The 18,210-nt window shown below is 61.9% G+C and carries 18 protein-coding genes; 14 read left to right on the top strand and 4 right to left on the bottom strand.

Annotated features, from left to right (window positions below; translation table 11 throughout):
• Positions 1 to 198: 198 nt before the first annotated feature.
• The 10 genes from AAEZ10_RS23675 to madM all read left to right on the top strand — a co-directional run bounded on the left by AAEZ10_RS23675 (position 199) and on the right by madM (position 8,066).
• The gene (locus tag AAEZ10_RS23675) at positions 199 to 564 is read left to right on the top strand and encodes a DUF6124 family protein (RefSeq protein WP_130928257.1); all 366 of its coding nucleotides are present in this window, start codon (positions 199 to 201) and stop codon (positions 562 to 564) included.
• 288 nt (positions 565 to 852) lie between these two features.
• Positions 853 to 2,523 (top strand): malonate decarboxylase subunit alpha, encoded by a 1,671-nt coding sequence (gene mdcA, locus AAEZ10_RS23680; RefSeq protein ID WP_350571229.1) that lies wholly within the window; start codon positions 853 to 855, stop codon positions 2,521 to 2,523.
• Positions 2,523 to 3,380 carry a triphosphoribosyl-dephospho-CoA synthase gene (locus tag AAEZ10_RS23685; protein WP_350571231.1) on the top strand — a complete coding sequence of 286 codons (858 nt, stop codon included), beginning with the start codon at positions 2,523 to 2,525 and terminating at the stop codon, positions 3,378 to 3,380. The genes mdcA and AAEZ10_RS23685 overlap by 1 nt, the downstream gene beginning before the upstream one ends.
• The gene (locus tag AAEZ10_RS23690; protein WP_039757560.1) at positions 3,380 to 3,679 is read left to right on the top strand and encodes a malonate decarboxylase subunit delta; all 300 of its coding nucleotides are present in this window, start codon (positions 3,380 to 3,382) and stop codon (positions 3,677 to 3,679) included. Before AAEZ10_RS23685 ends, AAEZ10_RS23690 begins: the two co-directional genes overlap by 1 nt.
• Positions 3,672 to 4,523, top strand: coding sequence for a biotin-independent malonate decarboxylase subunit beta (locus tag AAEZ10_RS23695; protein WP_350571234.1), 852 nt, complete (start codon positions 3,672 to 3,674; stop codon positions 4,521 to 4,523). Before AAEZ10_RS23690 ends, AAEZ10_RS23695 begins: the two co-directional genes overlap by 8 nt.
• Positions 4,520 to 5,305 carry a biotin-independent malonate decarboxylase subunit gamma gene (gene mdcE, locus AAEZ10_RS23700; RefSeq protein ID WP_073471048.1) on the top strand — a complete coding sequence of 262 codons (786 nt, stop codon included), beginning with the start codon at positions 4,520 to 4,522 and terminating at the stop codon, positions 5,303 to 5,305. Before AAEZ10_RS23695 ends, mdcE begins: the two co-directional genes overlap by 4 nt.
• Positions 5,299 to 5,919: a malonate decarboxylase holo-ACP synthase gene (locus tag AAEZ10_RS23705; RefSeq protein WP_071172235.1), complete on the top strand. Its 621-nt coding sequence runs from the start codon at positions 5,299 to 5,301 to the stop codon at positions 5,917 to 5,919. Before mdcE ends, AAEZ10_RS23705 begins: the two co-directional genes overlap by 7 nt.
• Entirely contained in the window at positions 5,916 to 6,836 is a 921-nt protein-coding gene (gene mdcH / locus AAEZ10_RS23710) for a malonate decarboxylase subunit epsilon (RefSeq protein WP_122748372.1), read from the top strand. The genes AAEZ10_RS23705 and mdcH overlap by 4 nt, the downstream gene beginning before the upstream one ends.
• Before the next feature lie 67 nt (positions 6,837 to 6,903).
• Complete coding sequence (gene madL, locus AAEZ10_RS23715) at positions 6,904 to 7,296, top strand: malonate transporter subunit MadL (protein WP_016772756.1); 393 nt, start codon at positions 6,904 to 6,906, stop codon at positions 7,294 to 7,296.
• A 5-nt stretch (positions 7,297 to 7,301) separates the two neighbouring features.
• Entirely contained in the window at positions 7,302 to 8,066 is a 765-nt protein-coding gene (madM, locus tag AAEZ10_RS23720) for a malonate transporter subunit MadM (protein WP_024014642.1), read from the top strand.
• Between the two features lie 116 nt (positions 8,067 to 8,182).
• Here madM and AAEZ10_RS23725 read toward each other — a convergent pair whose 3' ends face one another.
• Positions 8,183 to 9,103: a LysR family transcriptional regulator gene (locus tag AAEZ10_RS23725; RefSeq protein WP_024014641.1), complete on the bottom strand. Its 921-nt coding sequence runs from the start codon at positions 9,101 to 9,103 to the stop codon at positions 8,183 to 8,185.
• A 141-nt stretch (positions 9,104 to 9,244) separates the two neighbouring features.
• On the opposite strand from AAEZ10_RS23725, the gene trhA reads away from it, so the two are divergent.
• Positions 9,245 to 9,862 (top strand): PAQR family membrane homeostasis protein TrhA, encoded by a 618-nt coding sequence (trhA, locus tag AAEZ10_RS23730; RefSeq protein ID WP_039757573.1) that lies wholly within the window; start codon positions 9,245 to 9,247, stop codon positions 9,860 to 9,862.
• Positions 9,863 to 9,998: 136 nt separating this feature from the next.
• On the opposite strand, the gene AAEZ10_RS23735 is transcribed toward trhA, so the two are convergent.
• Both AAEZ10_RS23735 and AAEZ10_RS23740 read right to left on the bottom strand, forming a co-directional pair.
• Positions 9,999 to 10,718: a 16S rRNA (uracil(1498)-N(3))-methyltransferase gene (locus tag AAEZ10_RS23735; RefSeq protein ID WP_350571238.1), complete on the bottom strand. Its 720-nt coding sequence runs from the start codon at positions 10,716 to 10,718 to the stop codon at positions 9,999 to 10,001.
• A 132-nt stretch (positions 10,719 to 10,850) separates the two neighbouring features.
• Positions 10,851 to 12,257 (bottom strand): adenosylmethionine--8-amino-7-oxononanoate transaminase, encoded by a 1,407-nt coding sequence (locus tag AAEZ10_RS23740; protein ID WP_350571240.1) that lies wholly within the window; start codon positions 12,255 to 12,257, stop codon positions 10,851 to 10,853.
• Positions 12,258 to 12,480: 223 nt separating this feature from the next.
• Between AAEZ10_RS23740 and AAEZ10_RS23745 the strand changes: the two genes are divergently transcribed.
• The 3 genes from AAEZ10_RS23745 (at position 12,481) to AAEZ10_RS23755 (ending at position 16,024) form a co-directional block, all read left to right on the top strand.
• Entirely contained in the window at positions 12,481 to 14,244 is a 1,764-nt protein-coding gene (locus tag AAEZ10_RS23745; protein WP_350571242.1) for a flavin monoamine oxidase family protein, read from the top strand.
• 618 nt (positions 14,245 to 14,862) lie between these two features.
• Positions 14,863 to 15,414: a cytochrome b gene (locus AAEZ10_RS23750; RefSeq protein ID WP_073471054.1), complete on the top strand. Its 552-nt coding sequence runs from the start codon at positions 14,863 to 14,865 to the stop codon at positions 15,412 to 15,414.
• Positions 15,415 to 15,445: 31 nt separating this feature from the next.
• The gene (locus AAEZ10_RS23755; RefSeq protein WP_039757580.1) at positions 15,446 to 16,024 is read left to right on the top strand and encodes a YceI family protein; all 579 of its coding nucleotides are present in this window, start codon (positions 15,446 to 15,448) and stop codon (positions 16,022 to 16,024) included.
• 264 nt (positions 16,025 to 16,288) lie between these two features.
• Here the strand turns inward: AAEZ10_RS23755 and rhlE2 are convergent, their stop codons facing one another.
• Positions 16,289 to 18,157, bottom strand: coding sequence for an RNA helicase RhlE2 (gene rhlE2, locus AAEZ10_RS23765; protein WP_350571245.1), 1,869 nt, complete (start codon positions 18,155 to 18,157; stop codon positions 16,289 to 16,291).
• Positions 18,158 to 18,210: the final 53 nt, after the last annotated feature.

Below are 18,210 nucleotides of genomic sequence, written 5' to 3' on the forward strand. Positions count from 1 at the left end.
GGGTTTAGTAGCCCGCGGTAATTCAGCTGGTCGTGCATTCATCACAGGTGTTCCGCATCTGAGCTTGATGGTGGCTGTACGTAGGGCGCTTCGGCGCGCCGGCTTAAGCTGAGTTCCCCGGTCTACTAACCTGCGTACAGTCGCCTCCCTTTCGTTTAGTAGCCAAGGGGTTGGCGCTCAACAACGGGAACACAGCTCATGTTCAAAGTAACGCCAAACCCGCCGACCAAAGACCCGGCATCGCCCTACCAATCCCCCGACTCAAAGAAATTCCACGAAGCCGCCGAGCGTGCCCTCGACCATTACCTCGGCCCTCCGACCGCCGACTTCATGGCCCCGCCGTACACCCCCAACACGCTGTACATGGCCAATCCCGAAGCCGACACCGAATCCTTGCTGGCCGACGCCTGTGAAACCCTGGGTTCGGCGACAGTCATGTTGCACAACCACGCCGCCTCGGTGGACGGCTCACAGCGCAAGACCCTGCAGGGCATCGCGCAGATTGTCATGGTGGCGGAGATGGCGGTGAACCGCGTGCTGGACAAAATGGTGCCAACCGACTGAAAGCCCCTCACCCCAGCCCTCTCCCAGAGGGAGAGGGAGCCGACCGAGGTGTCTCGCGTCCTACATCGACCTGAATGACCGAGTCGATTATGGATTCACTACAACGGGTTCAGGTCAGAGTCATTCCCAAGCATCCCCCAATCAGTCCCCTCTCCCTCCGGGAGAGGGCTAGGGTGAGGGTAGCTTTTGAACGTTACGCTCAGCGTAATGATTCACCACCCAGCTTGATTGATGCCCTCACCACACACGCCTAACTTGGCTCCACGACAGCGAACCCGTGGAGTGAGCATGACAACAACAATTTCCCCCGACTCGCGCTGGACGCGGCGGCGTGACGAGAAGCAGCGCCGGCTCGACAAGGTGCGCGGGCTCGCCGATGGCGCGGTGTTGCCCAGTGACAACATCGTCGCCGCGCTCGAAGCGCTGATCCATCCCGGCGACCGTGTGGTACTGGAAGGCAACAACCAGAAGCAGGCGGATTTCCTCTCGCGTTCACTGGCCAAGGCCGACCCGGCCAAGCTCCACGATCTGCACATGATCATGCCCAGCGTCGGCCGCTCCGAGCACCTTGATCTGTTCGAACGCGGCATCGCCCGCAAGCTCGATTTCTCCTTCGCCGGCACCCAGAGCCTGCGCATCAGCCAGTTGCTCGAAGATGGCTTGCTCGAAGTCGGCGCCATTCACACGTACATCGAACTCTACGCCCGCCTCGTCGTGGACCTGATCCCCAACGTTGTGCTCTCGGCCGGTTTCATGGCCGACCGCGCCGGCAACATCTACACCGGCCCGAGCACCGAAGACACGCCGGCACTGATCGAACCGGCGGCGTTCAGCGACGGCATCGTTATCGTTCAGGTCAACCAGTTGGTCGACGACGTCAGCGAACTGCCGCGCGTGGACATTCCCGCTTCATGGGTCGATTTCGTCGTGGTCGCCGACAAGCCGTTCTACATCGAACCTCTGTTCACCCGCGACCCACGCCACATCAAGCCTGTGCACGTGCTGATGGCGATGATGGCGATTCGCGGGATCTACGAAAAACACAACGTGCAGTCGCTCAACCACGGCATCGGTTTCAACACCGCCGCCATCGAACTGATCCTGCCGACCTACGGCGAATCCCTCGGGCTGAAGGGCAAGATCTGCCGCAACTGGACGCTCAATCCGCACCCGACGCTGATCCCGGCGATCGAAAGCGGCTGGGTCGAGAGCGTGCATTGCTTCGGTACCGAACTGGGCATGGAAAACTACATCGCCGCTCGGCCCGATGTGTTCTTCACCGGCCGCGACGGCTCGCTGCGTTCCAACCGCATGGTCTGCCAACTGGCCGGGCAATACGCGGTGGATCTGTTTATCGGCGCGACATTGCAGGTCGATGGCGACGGCCATTCCTCGACGGTGACTCGGGGCCGTCTCGCCGGTTTCGGTGGTGCGCCGAACATGGGCCACGACCCGCGCGGCCGCCGTCACGGCACTCCGGCGTGGCTGGACATGCGCCACGCCGATGGGCCGCAACCGATGCTCGAACGCGGCAAGAAACTCGTGGTGCAAATGGTCGAGACCTTCCAGGAGGGCGGCAAACCGACCTTCGTCGAAACCCTCGACGCCGTGGAAGTGGCGAAGAAAAGCGGCATGCCGCTGGCGCCGATCATGATCTACGGCGACGACGTTACCCACCTGCTCACCGAAGAAGGCATCGCCTACCTGTACAAGGCGCGCTCGCTGGAAGAGCGCCAGGCGATGATCGCAGCGGTTGCCGGGGTTACCGCCATCGGCCTGCGGCACAACCCGAAAGACACCGAACGCATGCGCCGCGAAGGCCTGATCGCCTTGCCCGAAGACCTCGGCATCCGCCGCACCGACGCCACCCGCGAATTGCTCGCAGCGAAAAGCGTCGCCGATCTGGTCGAGTGGTCCGGCGGCCTGTACAACCCGCCCGCCAAATTCAGGAGCTGGTAATGCACGCATTCAACCTGCAAGCGAAACCGCTTTCTCTGGCTGACCGCTTGGCCGATCTGGCGGTGGACGCGCTGATCGACGAAGCCGATCTGTCGCCGAAACCGGCGCTGGTCGACCGTCGCGGCAATGGCGCACACACCGATCTGCACCTGGGCCTGATGCACGCGTCGGCGTTGGCCTTGTGGCCGGCATTCAAGGAAATGGCCGAGGCGGCGCTGGAGATCGGCGAAGTCGGTGTGCCGTTACGCGAAGCGATTGGCCGCATCGGTCGCGAGGGCGAGCAAGCGATGCTCGTGACCACCAACGGCGTCAACACCCATCGCGGCGCGATCTGGGCGTTGGGACTGTTGGTGACGGCCGCCGCGCTGCAACCGAAATCCATCGCCCTGTGCGCCGCCCGCCTGGCACTGCTCGACGACCGCTACGCGCCGAAACCACTCAGCCACGGCGCACAAGTCGCCCAGCGTTACGGCGCACGCGGTGCTCGCGAGGAAGCGCAACTGGGCTTTCCGTCCGTGCTGCAACGGGGCCTGCCGCAACTGCAGAAAAGCCGCGCCAACGGCCACGGCGAACAGAACGCCCGGCTCGATGCATTGCTGGCGATCATGACCGAGCTGGCCGACACCTGCGTGCTCTACCGCGCCGGGGAACCGGGCCTGCACGCCATGCAGGCCGGCGCGCAAGCGGTGCTCGATGCCGGTGGCAGCGCCAGCCTCAGCGGTCGTCGTCGCCTGTACGAATTGGATCAACAACTCATCGCGTTGAATGCCTCGCCCGGTGGCGCCGCCGACCTGCTCGCCGCCACATTGCTGCTCGATCGTATCGAGCGCGACGGCATCTCTCAGGGAGCGTTTTGATGGAAAACCTATCGTTTGAATTCCCCGCCGGGCAGCCGCCACGCGGGCGTGCGCTGGTCGGTTGTGTCGGCTCGGGTGATCTGGAAGTGCTGATCGAACCGGGTCTGGCCGGCAAACTGACGATCAACGTGCAGACCTCGGTCAACGGCGCGCAGCAGCGCTGGCAGCACCTGTTTGCGCGGATGTTCGACGGCACTACGCCGCCGGCGATGGCCATCGACATCCACGATTTCGGCGCGACGCCGGGGGTGGTGCGCTTGCGTCTGGAACAGGGTTTCGAGGAGATCGGCCATGACTGACAGCGCAGCGTTGCTCAACAAACACAGCTTCGTCGAACTCGGCGCGCGGCAGCGGGCGCAAGCCTTGCTCGATGCCGGGACCTTTCGCGAACTGCTCGATCCGTTTCAACGGGTCATGTCGCCATGGCTTGAGCGCCAAGGTGTGGTGCCGCAAGCCGACGACGGGGTGATCATCGCCAAGGGCAGCCTCGACGGGTTGCCGGTGGTCATCGCGGCGGTTGAAGGTGCGTTTCAGGGCGGCAGCCTTGGTGAAGTCGGCGGGGCGAAGATTGCCGGTGCGCTGGAACTGGCCGCTGATGACAACCGCAACGGCATCCCCACCCGCACCGTATTGCTGCTGGAAACCGGCGGCGTGCGCTTGCAGGAAGCCAATCTAGGGCTGGCGGCAATTGCCGATATTCACGCGGCGATTGTGGATTTGCAGCAATACCAACCGGTGGTCGGCGTGGTCGCCGGCAGCGTCGGTTGCTTCGGCGGCATGTCGATTGCTGCTGCGCTGTGCAGTTATTTGCTGGTGACCCAGGAAGCACGCCTCGGTCTGAACGGCCCGCAAGTGATCGAGCAGGAAGCCGGGATCGAGGAATACGACTCCCGTGACCGGCCCTTCATCTGGAGCCTGACCGGCGGCGAACAGCGTTTCAACACCGGACTGGTGGACCGTTATGTCGGCGATGACGTGGCGCAGATTCGTCAGCAGGTCGGCCAACTGCTCCAGCAAGGCCTGCCGGCACAGCCGCGCAGTCAACGCGCCGAGTGGTTCCTGCAACGCCTCGGCAAGCTGAACACTGACCTGCAAATCGAACCGTCGGTGGTTCGCGATCTGTATCAAGGAGAGCGCTCATGAGCGGTTATTCATTGCGCGGTTTGCACTGGTTCAATGCGCTCAGCGCTGGCGCCAGTGTCGTCGAAGGTTTGCCGCCGTCGTTGAAAGTCGCCGACGCTGAGCTCGGCAGGTTTATCGCCGTGGTCGCCGACCCGGACAATCGTTTTCCTCGCGCCCGCAATGGCGAGGTCGGTCTGCTCGAAGGCTGGGGTCTGGCCAAGGCTGTGGATGACGCGATCAGCGCCGACCGCGACAACGCACAGAAGCGCCCGATCATCGCCATCGTCGATGTGCCGAGCCAGGCGTATGGCCGCCGCGAAGAAGCCCTCGGCATTCATCAGGCGCTGGCCGGCGCGGCGGACAGTTATGCCCGTGCGCGTCTGGCCGGGCATCCGGTGATTGCGCTGCTGGTGGGCAAGGCCATGTCGGGTGCATTTCTCGCCCACGGTTATCAGGCCAATCGCCTGATTGCTTTGCGCGATCCCGGCGTGATGGTCCACGCAATGGGCAAAGCCTCGGCGGCGCGGGTCACCTTGCGCAGTGTCGAGGAACTGGAGGCGCTGGCCGCCAGCGTGCCGCCGATGGCCTATGACATCGACAGCTACGCCAGCCTTGGTCTGCTCTGGGAAACCCTCTCGGTGCAGCAGATTGAACAGCCGACAGAGGAAGATCTGACGCGCGTGACTGAGTGCCTGAAGCAAGCGATCAGCGATGTGACCAGCACTGATTTGAAAGGGCGACTTGGTGCGAGCAATCGTGCCGCCTCCAGCAAAGTCCGCGAATTGCTGAGGGCGCAGTGGTGAACCTGCCCCTGGCCCACGATCTGCTCTGGGGCATGACCCCGGCGCAGTTGCCGGCGGATGCGCCGGCGTGGGCGATCGCGGCGCTGGCGGCCGGGCAACCGGTGGTGGTACGCCGAGCCTTGAGCGAGGAAGGTCTGGTCGCGGTCGGCGTTCGTGGTGTGTTGCGCGAGCAGCGGCTGGCGACGTTTATGCCGCTGGATTCGATTGCCTGTCGGGTCAGTCCCGAGGCCCTTCGTCATGTTGAATGCGAACGAGATCTGCCGGTGATGCAGGGGCTCCAACAACTGCGGCCGATACTCGATGACTGCGGTTGGGTCTGGGGTGTCAGCGGCAGTGTCGGGTTTGAATTGGCCAGTGGTTTTGCAGCGATGCACGCGGGCAGTGATCTCGATCTGATTCTGCGTGCGCCGCAGATGATCACGCGCAATCAGGCATGCAAACTCGTGGAGCTTTTCGATCAGGCTGTGTGCCGGGTCGACATGCAATTGCAGACCCCATTCGGCGCTGTGGCCTTGCGGGAATGGGCCAGCGGTTCGGCCCGAGTGCTGCTGAAAAATGCGCATCAGGCTGCATTGGTGACGAATCCGTGGCACCCGCAGGAGCAGGCAGCGTGAGCAGCCTGTTGGTGTTTCCCGGCCAGGGCGCGCAGCAAGCGGGCATGCTCCAGCGTTTGCCAAGGGAAACGCTGGTCGAGGCCAGTGATGTACTCGGCGAAGATGTTGCGCTGCTGGATTCAGCCGAAGCATTGCGCACGACACGAGCGGTTCAGTTGTGCCTGCTGATCGCCGGTGTCGCTGCTTCGCGGCAGTTATTGCTGGATGAACTGAGCGCGAATTACGTCGCCGGCCTGTCCATCGGCGCCTACCCGGCGGCAGTGGTGGCGGGAGCCTTGAGTTTCAGCGATGCGCTGCATCTGGTCAGTCTGCGCGGTGAGCTGATGCAACAGGCTTATCCACAGGGCTACGGCATGACCGCGATCATCGGCTTGCAGTTGTCCACAGTCGAAACCCTGCTGGCCCAGGTGCACAGCGAAGATGCGCCGGTGTATCTGGCCAATATCAACGCCGATAACCAAGTGGTCATCGCCGGCTGCGACAAGGCCATGCAAGCAGTGGCCGAACTGGCGCGCAGTCGCGGCGCCGGAGTGGCGAAGCGGCTGGCGGTGAGCGTGCCGTCGCACTGCCCGTTGCTGGAAAAACCGGCGCAGGCGCTTGCCGAGGCCTTCGCCAAGGTTGAACTGAAGAACCCGAAAATCGCTTATCTGAGCGGCAGTCGCGCAAGGCCTGTTGCCAAAGTCGAAGCGCTGCGCGATGACCTCGCTTTCAACATGTGCCGCGTGGTGGACTGGCGCGGCACCGTGCAAAGCGCCTACGAGCGCGGCGTGCGTCTACAGATCGAACTGCCGCCCGGTGCGGTGCTGACCGGGCTGGCGCGCCGGGTGTTCGAGCAGGGCACCGTCACTGCCTTCGACAGTGCCCGCCTCGATACCCTGCAAGCGCTGTTGCGCGAGGAGGGTGGCCGCCAACTCTAAAACCGCCGCGACTCAAGCTTCGAACAACAAAAACAACATTCGACGATGCACTTTGAGGACTACAACAATGATTATTTACGGTGTGGCGTTTCTCGCCTTTTGCACGCTGGTCGGTATCTGGGTCGGTGAATTGCTCGGCAAGCTGATCGGCGTGCCGGCCAACGTCGGCGGTGTCGGTATTGCGATGCTGCTGTTGATCGGCCTGGGCAGCTATCTCTACAAGAGCGGCTGGCTCAAGGGCAAGACCGAGCAGGGCGTCGAGTTCTGGAGCGCGATCTACATTCCCATCGTGGTCGCCATGGCCGCGCAGCAGAATGTCTACGGTGCGCTGAAGGGCGGGCCGATGGCGATTCTTGCCGGCACCCTCGCCGTAGTGATCGCCTTTGCTCTGGTGCCGGTGCTGACGCGCATGGGCAACAAGCAAGAGACGCCGATTGCTCCTGCCAAGACTGCGGGGTGATCGCCATGTACGAATCGATGATGAAAGTGATCACCGGCTACGGTCTGATCAGCGGCTTTTTGATTGTCGGCCTGACCATGTGGGTGTCCTACTGGATGTCCAACACCTTCACCAAGGGCCGTTTGCACGGTTCAGCGATTGCGATTCTGCTCGGGCTGGTGCTGTCGTATATCGGCGGCGCACTCACCGGTGGGCAAAAAGGCGTGGTGGATATTCCGCTGCTGTCCGGCATCGGCCTGCTCGGCGGTGCGATGCTGCGGGATTTCGCGATTGTGGCGACGGCGTTTGGAGTGAGTGTCGATGAGCTCAAACGCGCCGGACTCGTCGGTGTGCTGGCGCTGTTTGTCGGCGTTGGCACCTCGTTCGTCGCCGGCGTCGGCGTGGCGATGGCGTTCGGCTACACCGATGCGGTGAGCCTGACCACCATTGGCGCCGGTGCCGTGACTTACATCGTCGGCCCGGTGACCGGCGCGGCGATCGGCGCCAGTTCCGAGGTGATGGCGCTGTCGATTGCGGCGGGGCTGATCAAGGCGATTCTGGTGATGGTGATGACACCGTTCGTGGCACCGATGATCGGCCTGAACAACCCGCGCAGCGCGGTGATTTTCGGTGGTTTGATGGGCACCTCCAGCGGTGTTGCCGGAGGCTTGGCGGCCACCGATCCGAAGCTGGTGCCGTACGGTTGCCTGACGGCGGCGTTCTACACCGCGCTTGGATGTCTGCTGGGGCCTTCGCTGCTGTTTCTGGCGATGCGCGGGTTGATGGGCTGACCGAGCTGACATTGATCGTTCCCACGCTCTGCGTGGGAATGCAGCCCGGGACGCTCCGCGTCCCAAAGCGGACGCAGAGCTGACATTGATCGTTCCCACGCAGAGCGTGGGAACGATCATGAGCTGGCCTGGCGATTGGCATACATCCGACACTCCGCCAGCAACGCCAGCAGATTCGGATCACGCTCCTTGGCCTTGAGAAACACCACGCCAATGTGCTGCTGCAACCGGTACTTCTCCTGCAACGGAATCAGCTTCACCCGATTCTCGTACACCGCCGCAATCCGCCCCGGCAACAAGGCGTACCCCACCCCTGAGCTGACCATGCTCAGCAGGGTGAAGATGTCATTGACCTGCATTGCCACCTTCGGCTCGAATCCCGCTTGCTTGAACACCCGCACACCGTCCTGATGGGTGGCGAAGCCCTGGGTCAGGGTGATGAAGGTTTCATCACGCACTTCCGCCAGATCGACTTCACTGCGCTGAGCGAATTTTGAATCGGCCGGGGTGGCGAGGAAGATGTCGTCGGAAAACAGCGCAATCTGCTCGCAATCCGGATCGTTGATGCTGTCGTCCAGCGACACCAGAATCGCGTCGACTTCCATGTTTTTCAGCTTGTAGAGCAGGTCGATGTTCGAGCCGAGGATCAGGTCGATGTTGAGTTCGCTGCGGCGGATCTTCAGGCCCATGATCAGCTGCGGCACGGTCTTCACCGTCAGCGAATACAGCGAGCCGAGCTTGAAACGCTCGGCGGAGAACCCGGCGGCTTCGCGGGTCAGACGCACGCTGTCGACGACGTCGTTGATCAGCTTCTGCGCACGTTCTTCCAGCACATAAGCGCTTTCCAGCGGCGTCAGGTTGCGCCCTTCGTGTTTGAACAGCGGGCAGCGCAGGGCATTTTCCAAAGAGTGAATGGCGCGGTGCACGCTGACGTTGCTGGTCTGCAGTTCGGCGGCAGCGCGGGCGAGGTTGCCGGTGCGCATGAAGGCGAGGAACACCTCGAGTTTTTTCAGGGTCAATTCTTCGTCGATCAGCATGGCGCGGACTCTTTTTGGTATCGGCCGATTGTGCCCAATTCCTGCGGGCCGCGCAGGCGAGGTTGAACAGAAACATTGCGCTTTTACGCTCAAGGCCCGAGCCTTGCGCGCTTGCGGTAGTGACTACGAGGTATGCGACACATGTATCACGGGGAAAAACTCAACGCCTGGACCCATCTGGTCGGAGCCATCGCCGCGTTTATCGGCGGCGTATGGATGCTGGTGATTGCCAGCCTCGACGGCAGTCCTTGGAAGATCGTCAGCGTGGCGATCTACGCCTTCACCTTGCTGGTGCTCTACAGCGCCTCGACCGTGTACCACAGCGTGCGCGGGCGCAAGAAAGCGATCATGAAGAAGGTCGATCATTTCTCGATCTACCTGCTGATCGCCGGCAGCTACACGCCGTTCTGCCTGGTGACGTTACGCGGGCCGTGGGGCTGGACGCTGTTCGGGATTGTCTGGGGGCTGGCGCTGATCGGCATCCTGCAAGAGATCAAACCGCGCTCCGAGGCACGGATTCTGTCGATCGTGATTTACGCGGTGATGGGCTGGATCGTGCTGGTTGCGGTCAAACCGCTGATCGCCGCGCTGGGCACGGCCGGGTTTGCCTGGCTGGCATCGGGCGGGGTGTTGTATACGGTGGGGATTATCTTTTTTGCCCTCGATCACCGGCTGCGGCATGCCCATGGCATCTGGCATCTGTTCGTGATTGCCGGGAGCTTGCTGCATTTTGTCGCGATTCTGTTTTACGTCCTGTAGCCCGGCTGACTGATCGTTCCCACGCTCTGCGTGGTAACGCCTCCTGTGACGCTCTGCGTCACGCTGTTCGGGACGCGGAGCGTCCCGGGCTGCATTCCCACGCAGAGCGTGGGAACGATCAGTCCGGCAAAAAGGTTTAGAAATCACCCCAAAGTTGCTGGGCTACCGCCAGCGCCACCACCGGCGCGGTCTCGGTGCGCAGCACCCGTGGGCCGAGGCGGGCGGCGTGGAAGCCGTTGCCTTTGGCCTGCTCGACTTCGCCATCCGTCAGGCCACCTTCCGGTCCGATCAGAAACGCCAGCGTCGCCGGTTTGGCATGACTCACCAGCGGTTCTGCGACCGGGTGCAGCACCAGTTTCAATTCGGCTTCGGTCTGCTTGATCCAGTCCGCCAGCAACACTGGTGGATGAATCACCGGCACCCGTGAACGCCCGCACTGTTCGCAGGCGCTGATCGCCACTTGGCGCCAGTGCAGCAAGCGCTTGTCGGCGCGTTCGTCCTTGAGCCGCACTTCGCAGCGTTCGCTGAAGATCGGGGTGATTTGCGTCACGCCCAGTTCAGTGGCTTTCTGAATCGCCCAGTCCATCCGCTCGCCCCGGGACAGGCCCTGGCCGAGGTGGATCTGCAGCGGCGATTCGACCTGTCCGGCGAATTGCTCGTCGATTTGTACAACCACGCGTTTCTTGCCGACGTCCACCAAGGACCCGCGAAATTCATGGCCGGAACCGTCGAACAACTGCACCGCATCGCCTTCGGCCATGCGCAACACGCGGCTGATGTAATGCGCCTGGGCCTCCGGCAGTTCGTGTTCGCCAGTGCTCAGCGGGGCGTCGATAAAGAAGCGGGACAGTCTCATTTCGGGTCTCTCAGATTAGATCGTTCCCACGCTCTGCGTGGGAATGCCTCAATGGACGCTCTGCGTCCGCTTTGGGACGCGGAGCGTCCCGGGCTGCATTCCTTTGCTGCGCGTGGGAACGAGAAATTACGGTTAGCCCGGGTCGCGGAATCCCGGATGGAAGTCTTTCGGCACCGCAACACTGACGCTGTCACGCGTCGCAATATCAATACCTTCACTGGCCACTTCGGCCAGGAAGTCGATCTGCTCCGGGGTGATCACATACGGCGGCAGGAAATACACCACGCTGCCCAGTGGCCGCAACAACGCACCGCGCTCCAGCGCATGCTGGAACACCTTCAAGCCACGACGCTCCTGCCAAGGGTAGGCCTCTTTCGTGGCTTTATCCTTGACCATCTCGATCGCCAGGACCATGCCGGTCTGGCGCACTTCCGACACGTTAGGGTGATCGACCAGATGCGCCGTCGCCGAGGCCATGCGCTGAGCGAGCGCCTGGTTGTTCTCGATGACGTTGTCCTGCTCAAAGATGTCCAGCGTCGCCAGTGCCGCAGCGCAGGCCAGCGGGTTGCCGGTGTAGCTGTGCGAGTGCAGGAAGGCGCGCAGGGTCGGGTAGTCGTCGTAGAAGGCGCTGTAGACCTCGTCGGTGGTCAGGCACGCCGCCAGCGGCAGGTAGCCGCCGGTGAGGGCTTTCGACAGGCAGAGGAAATCCGGGCGGATGCCGGCCTGTTCGCAGGCGAACATCGTCCCGGTGCGGCCGAAGCCGACGGCGATTTCATCGTGGATCAGGTGCACGCCATAGCGGTCGCAGGCCTCGCGCAACAGCTTGAGGTACACCGGGTGATACATGCGCATGCCGCCGGCGCCCTGAATCAGCGGCTCAACGATTACTGCCGCGACGCTGTCATGATTCTCTGCCAGCGTCTGTTCCATGGCGGCGAACATGTTGCGTGAGTGTTCCTCCCAGCTCATGCCTTGCGGGCGCAGATAGCAATCCGGGCTCGGCACTTTGATGGTGTCCATCAACAGGGCTTTGTAGGTCTCGGTGAACAGCGGCACATCGCCGACCGCCATCGCCGCCATGGTTTCGCCGTGGTAGCTGTTGGTCAGGGTGACGAAGCGCTTCTTGTTTGGCTGGCCGCGATTGAGCCAGTAATGAAAGCTCATCTTCAGCGCGACTTCGATGCACGACGAACCGTTATCGGCGTAGAACACCCGGTTCAAGCCTTCCGGGGTCATCTTCACCAGACGCTCGGACAGCTCGATCACCGGTTGATGGCTGAAACCGGCAAGAATCACGTGTTCGAGTTGATCGACCTGATCCTTGATGCGCTGGTTGATACGCGGGTTGGCGTGGCCGAACACGTTGACCCACCACGAGCTGACCGCGTCGAGGTAGCGCTTGCCTTCGAAGTCTTCGAGCCAGACGCCTTCGCCGCGCTTGATCGGGATCAGCGGCAGCTGTTCGTGGTCTTTCATCTGGGTGCAGGGATGCCACAACACCGCAAGATCGCGTCGCATCCACTGGTTATTCAGGCCCATTTACAGTCTCCTCGAGGCGGCTCGCGTCAGGCGCGGGCGAACAATCGCGCAAGCCTATGCAATGCATCGCGCGGGAACAACCCATTGTGTCGATTGAGCTACTTTGTCTGAGCCGATAGACGTCGCTGGCGGCGTTTTGATGGCTAACGTATTCTTCGCGGTTCTTTGAGTCGTCTGACTCGCAAAACTGCTTTTTCCCACATGTTTTTCCGGAGTTCGCTGAATGTCTGTCGGTTGGCTGCGCGCCTGTGCGCTGGTGATGTTGGGGCTGTTCAGCGTTACGGCGCTGGCCAAGGATAAAACCGCAATCGTGATCGGCGGCGGCCTGTCGGGTCTGACCGCTGCTTACGAACTGCAGAACAAAGGCTGGCAGGTCACCCTGCTGGAAGCCAAACCGAGTCTGGGCGGGCGCTCGGGCATGGCCACCAGCGAGTGGATCGGCAACGACAAGACTCAGCCGGTGCTGAACAAGTACGTGTCGACCTTCAAGCTCGGCACCACGTCGGCACCGGAATTCGTGCGTACGCCGGGTTATCTGATCGACGGCGATTATTTCTCCGCCGCTGATCTGGCCACCAAGCAGCCAGCCACCGCCGATGCGCTCAAGCGCTACCAGAAGACCCTCGACGATCTGGCGCGCTCGATCGACGACCCGCAGAACCCGGCGGCGACCGCCACTTTGCATGCGCTGGACCAGATCACCGTATCGAGCTGGCTCGACAAGCAGAACCTGCCGGCCACCGCGCGTCAGCTGATCAACCAGGACATTCGCACCCACTACGACGAGCCTTCGCGTCTGTCGCTGCTGTATTTCGCTCAGCAGAACCGCGTCTATCGCGGCGTTTCCGACCGCGACCTGCGCGCCTCGCGTCTGGTCGGCGGCAGCCAGGTCCTGGCCCAGGCCTTCGTCAAACAGATCAAAACCATCAAGACCAACTCGCCGGTCTCGGCGATCATCCAGGACAAGGACGGCGTGACCGTCAAAGTTGGCAGCGTCGGCTATCAGGCTGACTACGTGGTGCTGGCGGTGCCGTTGCGCGCACTGAACAAGATCGCCCTGACCCCGGCGCTGGATGCTCAGCATCTGGCGGCGATCAAGGGCACCAACTACGGTTGGCGCGACCAGATCATGCTGAAGTTCAAGACGCCCGTGTGGGAAAGCAAATCGCGCATGTCCGGCGAGATCTACAGCAACGCAGGTTTAGGCATGCTCTGGATCGAGCCGGCGCTGAAGGGCGGCGCCAATGTGGTGATCAACCTGTCCGGCGATAACGCCCGTGTGATGCAGGCGTTCGGCGACAAGCAGATGGTCGATCAGGTGCTGATCCGTCTGCACGCGTTTTATCCACAGGCCCGTGGCTCGTTCACCGGTTATGAAATCCGCCGCTACAGCACCGACCCGTCGATGGGCGGCGCCTACCTGGCTTACGGCCCGGGGCAGATCAGCAAGTTCTGGCGCCTGTGGGAACGTCCGCTGCAACGCGTAGCGTTCGCCGGCGAGCACACCGACACCTTGTACCCGGGCACCCTGGAAGGCGCACTGCGCACCGGCCAGCGCGCGGCCAGCCAGGTTGAAGATCTGGCGGCCGGCAAATCGTTCGAGCCAGCCAAAGTGGTTCCGGCTGCAGCAGCGGCAGGCGCGGCGGGTGCGGTGGCGGCGAAGAAGGGCAACTTCTTCAGCAACCTGTTCGGCGGTTCGGATGACGAGAAAAAGCCTGAGCCTGCGAAAGCGCCAGAGCCAGCACCTGCTCCGGCCGCTCCAGCGCCTGCACCGACCCCTGCGCCAGCGCCGGTGGAAGCACCGAAACCAGCGGCCCCGGTGAAAGCCGAGCCGGCGAAAAAAGCAGCGGCCAAGCCAGCGGCGAAGAAGCCTGCGGCCAAAACCGAAACGAAAAAGCCGGCGGCCAAACCGGCGGCGAAAAAAGCTGAACCGGCGAAGAAGCCGGCGGCCAAGCCTGCTGCAACGACCGAGACCAAGGCGCAGTAAGGCTTTGTTCACATGAAAACGCGGCCCTCGGGTCGCGTTTTTTTTGCCCTGCGGTTCAGTCCTTCGTCATCCGGTTACGGGACTTACCGGCGTACCGGAGCCTTCCCACAAGATGCTCGGAATGAGGTGATAGCGGCTGCCAGCGCGCCAATTTTATGCTGGAAAAAATTGGGGGCATGCTATGAAAACGCTTATCGCGATACTGGTTTTGATTGCACTTTCCGGATGTAGCAACGGGCAATTTTTCCCCGGCGGCTATGGTTCTGAACTGGCGCACAAGTGCCACATAGACCCCTACAGTGCCGAATGCCTGCAACCGCCGGCGGTACTTCATAACTGATCGGCCATGAATGGCTGGTCAGTTAAAACTCCCACTTGAAGAACTCTGTCCCGTTCGGCAGTTTCCTCAGCCACTTTTGCTTGGGTTTGCGCAGGCGCCCGATATCAAAACCGTTCATTTGTTCAAGCGCCCTATCCTGAGATCGCCTTTAATCCTTCCTTAACACCTCGCTTGCAGACTCTTGATCGTATTTCTCGATATTTCAAAGCAAAATTTTCCGCTTTAATTCGATAGATAACTCGCTAGTCTTGGTTCGCAGTTCTCACAGGATTTGGGCAATGCAGCTACGTAACTCTTCTTCGCGCTATGGTTGGGTCAGCATCTTCATGCACTGGGGCGTGGCGCTGGCGGTCTTCGGGCTGTTTGCGCTGGGTCTGTGGATGGTCGGGCTGGATTACTACAGCACCTGGCGCAAAGACGCGCCGGATCTGCACAAGAGCATCGGTCTGGTGCTGCTCGCGGTGATGGTGTTGCGGGTGGTGTGGCGTTTCATCAGCCCGCCGCCGCCAACGCTGCAAAGCTACAGCCGCATGACCCGTATCGGCGCCAAGTTCGGCCACGGGTTTCTGTATCTGGCGCTGTTCGCTGTGATGATTGCCGGTTACCTGATTTCCACCGCAGACGGTGTCGGGATCCCGGTGTTTGGCCTGTTTGAAGTCCCTGCACTGCTCTCCGGACTACCGGATCAGGCAGATACCGCTGGGGTGATTCATCTCTGGCTGGCGTGGGCACTGGTAATTTTTTCCGGTCTCCATGCGTTGGCAGCATTGAAGCACCACTTTATCGATCGTGATGCGACCCTCACTCGAATGCTCGGTCGCAAAGCCTGAAATTCAACCTCGACTCAAAGGAAAAGAAAGCATGTTGAAAAAGACTCTGGCCGCTCTGGCAATCGGTTCTGCCGTGCTGTCCGCCAACGTAATGGCTGCTGACTACGTAGTAGACAAGGAAGGCCAGCACGCCTTCGTCGACTTCAAGATCAGCCACCTGGGCTACAGCTACATCACCGGTACCTTCAAGGACATCGACGGCAAGTTCAGCTTCGACGCTGCCAAGCCTGAAGACAGCAAGATCGAGTTCAACGTCAACACTGCCAGCGTGTTCACCAACCACGCCGAGCGCGACAAGCACATCGCCAGCGCTGATTTCCTCAACGCCAGCAAGTTCGGCAAGGCTACTTTCGTATCCACCAGCGTCAAGTCCACCGGTGCCAACACCGCTGACGTGACCGGCGACCTGACCCTGCTGGGCGTAACCAAGCCGGTTGTCGTCAAGGCCACCTTCCTGGGCGAAGGCAAGGATCCATGGGGCGGCTACCGTGCCGGCTTCGAAGGCACCACCACCATCAAGCGTTCCGATTTCGGCAAGCAGAAAGACCTCGGTCCGAAGTCCGATGCGGTCGAGCTGTATGTTTCGTTCGAAGGTGTGAAAGCGAAATAAATTTCGCCGCCACATGAAAACGCCCCCGGTCGCAAGGCCGGGGGCGTTTTTTATTGTCTGATACATCACTTCGCGTCACTGAAAAACCTGTGGGAGCGAGCTTGCTCGCGAAGGCGTCAGGTCAATTACTTGATTTGTTGAATGACACACCGCTTTCGCGAGCAAGCTCGCTCCCACAGGGATTTGAGTGATCTTGCGATTTTCACAAGTCAAAAAAATGCCCCGGCTCTTTCGAGTCGGGGCATTTTTTATGCGGTTTGAAACTCAGCGATTGCGGGTCAGCAGTGCTGGTTTCTCGCCACGCGGGCGGCTTGGCAGTTGATCGAGCTGCTCAGGCGTCGGGAAGCGGTCGGCTTTCGATTCCTTGTGCATGATCTTCGGACCGTTGCTGCGCGGATTCTGCACGGCCGGTTCGCTGCGAGGCTGATCGTCACGGGCCGGGCGGCGATTGCGCGGCGCGGATTCTTCGCGACGACCCTGACCGTCACGCGGAGCGCCATTGCGCGGGCCGCTGCGTTTGGCTGGTGGCGTGCCGGTGCTCGAGCCGTTGCTGTTGCGCGGACCGTTCTGACGACCCTGAGGCTGGCCACCGCGTGGTGCGCCCGCGCCTTGCGCCGGTGCGCCCGGACGACGGCCACGGCCACCGGCAGGAGCGGCCTTCGGCACGTAGTCAACGCGGTTACCGAAGTTATCGATATCGTCGTCGAGGAATTCGTCCGGGGCACGGTCAGCCGCTGCACGCGGTGTCTGGCTCGGGCGCTGTTCGCGGCTCGGGGTGCCTTCGCGCGGTTTCTGCTGACGGGCAGGGCGCTCGCCACGTTCACCGGCCGGTTTTTCCTTGCCCTTGCCCTTGTCTTTGCCTTTGTCCTTGCGACCACCACCACCGCCGCCGCCATTCGGGCCGTCGCCACGCGGGCCACGGGAATTGCGCGGGTTGCGGATGTCCGGACGCTCGCGGGCTTCCGGCTTCTCGGCTTCGATGGTGCTGGAGTCGAAGCCCATCAGATCGCCGTCGGCAATCTTCTGCTTGGTCATGCGCTCGATGCTTTTCAGCAGTTTTTCTTCGTCCGGCGCGACCAGCGAGATCGCCTCGCCCGAACGACCGGCGCGGCCGGTACGGCCGATACGGTGTACGTAGTCTTCATCGACGTTCGGCAGCTCGAAGTTGACCACATGCGGCAACTGATCGATGTCCAGGCCACGGGCAGCGATGTCGGTGGCAACCAGAATGCGTACTTCGCCGGCCTTGAAGTCGGCCAGGGCTTTGGTGCGGGCGTTCTGGCTCTTGTTACCGTGGATCGCCACCGCCGGCAGGCCGTGTTTGTCCAGGTATTCAGCGAGACGGTTGGCGCCGTGCTTGGTGCGGGTGAAGACCAGCACCTGTTCCCACGCGCCGGCGGTGATCAGGTGCGCCAGCAGCGCACGTTTGTGGCTGGCCGGCAGGCGGAACACGCGTTGTTCGATGCGCTCGACCGTGGTGTTCGGCGGCGTCACTTCGATGCGTTCCGGGTTGTGCAGCAGTTTGCCCGCGAGGTCGGTGATGTCTTTGGAGAAAGTCGCCGAGAACAGCAGGTTCTGACGCTTGGCCGGCAGACGTGCGAGGACTTTCTTCACGTCGTGGACAAAACCCATGTCGAGCATGCGGTCGGCTTCGTCGAGAACGAGAATTTCCACGTGGGACAGATCGACGCTGCCCTGGCCGGCGAGGTCGAGCAAGCGACCCGGGCAGGCGACGAGGACGTCGACGCCACGGGACATGGCCTGGACCTGCGGGTTCATGCCGACGCCGCCGAAGATGCAGGCGCTGACGAATTTCAGGTCACGGGCGTAGATCTTGAAGCTCTCGTGCACCTGGGCCGCGAGTTCGCGGGTCGGGGTCAGGACCAGCACGCGCGGTTGGCGCGGGCCGTGACGCTGGGATTTGTCCGGGTGACCGTTGGGGAACAACCGCTCCAGAATCGGGAGGGCGAAACCGCCGGTTTTACCGGTACCTGTCTGAGCCGCCACCATCAGGTCGCGACCTTGCAACACGGCGGGAATGGCCCGCTGTTGCACCGGAGTAGGCTCGGTATAGCCCGCATCTTCGATGGCACGGACTAAAGCCTCGGAGAGACCGAGGGAAGCAAAGGACATGAGTAATCCTGTTTTAGTTAGGGCTTGGCCCAATGGGAGTCTTGCCTGGCGCG

It is taken from the genome of Pseudomonas sp. H26/SER47-MNA-CIBAN-0231 (assembly GCF_040310465.1).
In the GTDB taxonomy this organism is placed as follows: Bacteria; Pseudomonadota; Gammaproteobacteria; order Pseudomonadales; family Pseudomonadaceae; genus Aquipseudomonas; species Aquipseudomonas atacamensis.

Excerpts from the sequence above, each read along its gene's own strand:
- mdcE (WP_073471048.1), top strand. The coding sequence starts at position 4,520 with ATGAGCGGTTATTCATTGCGCGGTTTGCACTGGTTCAATGCGCTCAGC.
- AAEZ10_RS23740 (WP_350571240.1), bottom strand. The coding sequence starts at position 12,257 with ATGGGCCTGAATAACCAGTGGATGCGACGCGATCTTGCGGTGTTGTGG.
- madM (WP_024014642.1), top strand. The coding sequence starts at position 7,302 with ATGTACGAATCGATGATGAAAGTGATCACCGGCTACGGTCTGATCAGC.
- AAEZ10_RS23750 (WP_073471054.1), top strand. The coding sequence starts at position 14,863 with ATGCAGCTACGTAACTCTTCTTCGCGCTATGGTTGGGTCAGCATCTTC.
- AAEZ10_RS23745 (WP_350571242.1), top strand. The coding sequence starts at position 12,481 with ATGTCTGTCGGTTGGCTGCGCGCCTGTGCGCTGGTGATGTTGGGGCTG.
- mdcA (WP_350571229.1), top strand. The coding sequence starts at position 853 with ATGACAACAACAATTTCCCCCGACTCGCGCTGGACGCGGCGGCGTGAC.
- AAEZ10_RS23690 (WP_039757560.1), top strand. The coding sequence starts at position 3,380 with ATGGAAAACCTATCGTTTGAATTCCCCGCCGGGCAGCCGCCACGCGGG.
- AAEZ10_RS23725 (WP_024014641.1), bottom strand. The coding sequence starts at position 9,103 with ATGCTGATCGACGAAGAATTGACCCTGAAAAAACTCGAGGTGTTCCTC.
- AAEZ10_RS23695 (WP_350571234.1), top strand. The coding sequence starts at position 3,672 with ATGACTGACAGCGCAGCGTTGCTCAACAAACACAGCTTCGTCGAACTC.
- rhlE2 (WP_350571245.1), bottom strand. The coding sequence starts at position 18,157 with ATGTCCTTTGCTTCCCTCGGTCTCTCCGAGGCTTTAGTCCGTGCCATC.
- madL (WP_016772756.1), top strand. The coding sequence starts at position 6,904 with ATGATTATTTACGGTGTGGCGTTTCTCGCCTTTTGCACGCTGGTCGGT.
- AAEZ10_RS23735 (WP_350571238.1), bottom strand. The coding sequence starts at position 10,718 with ATGAGACTGTCCCGCTTCTTTATCGACGCCCCGCTGAGCACTGGCGAA.
- AAEZ10_RS23685 (WP_350571231.1), top strand. The coding sequence starts at position 2,523 with ATGCACGCATTCAACCTGCAAGCGAAACCGCTTTCTCTGGCTGACCGC.
- trhA (WP_039757573.1), top strand. The coding sequence starts at position 9,245 with ATGTATCACGGGGAAAAACTCAACGCCTGGACCCATCTGGTCGGAGCC.
- AAEZ10_RS23755 (WP_039757580.1), top strand. The coding sequence starts at position 15,446 with ATGTTGAAAAAGACTCTGGCCGCTCTGGCAATCGGTTCTGCCGTGCTG.
- AAEZ10_RS23675 (WP_130928257.1), top strand. The coding sequence starts at position 199 with ATGTTCAAAGTAACGCCAAACCCGCCGACCAAAGACCCGGCATCGCCC.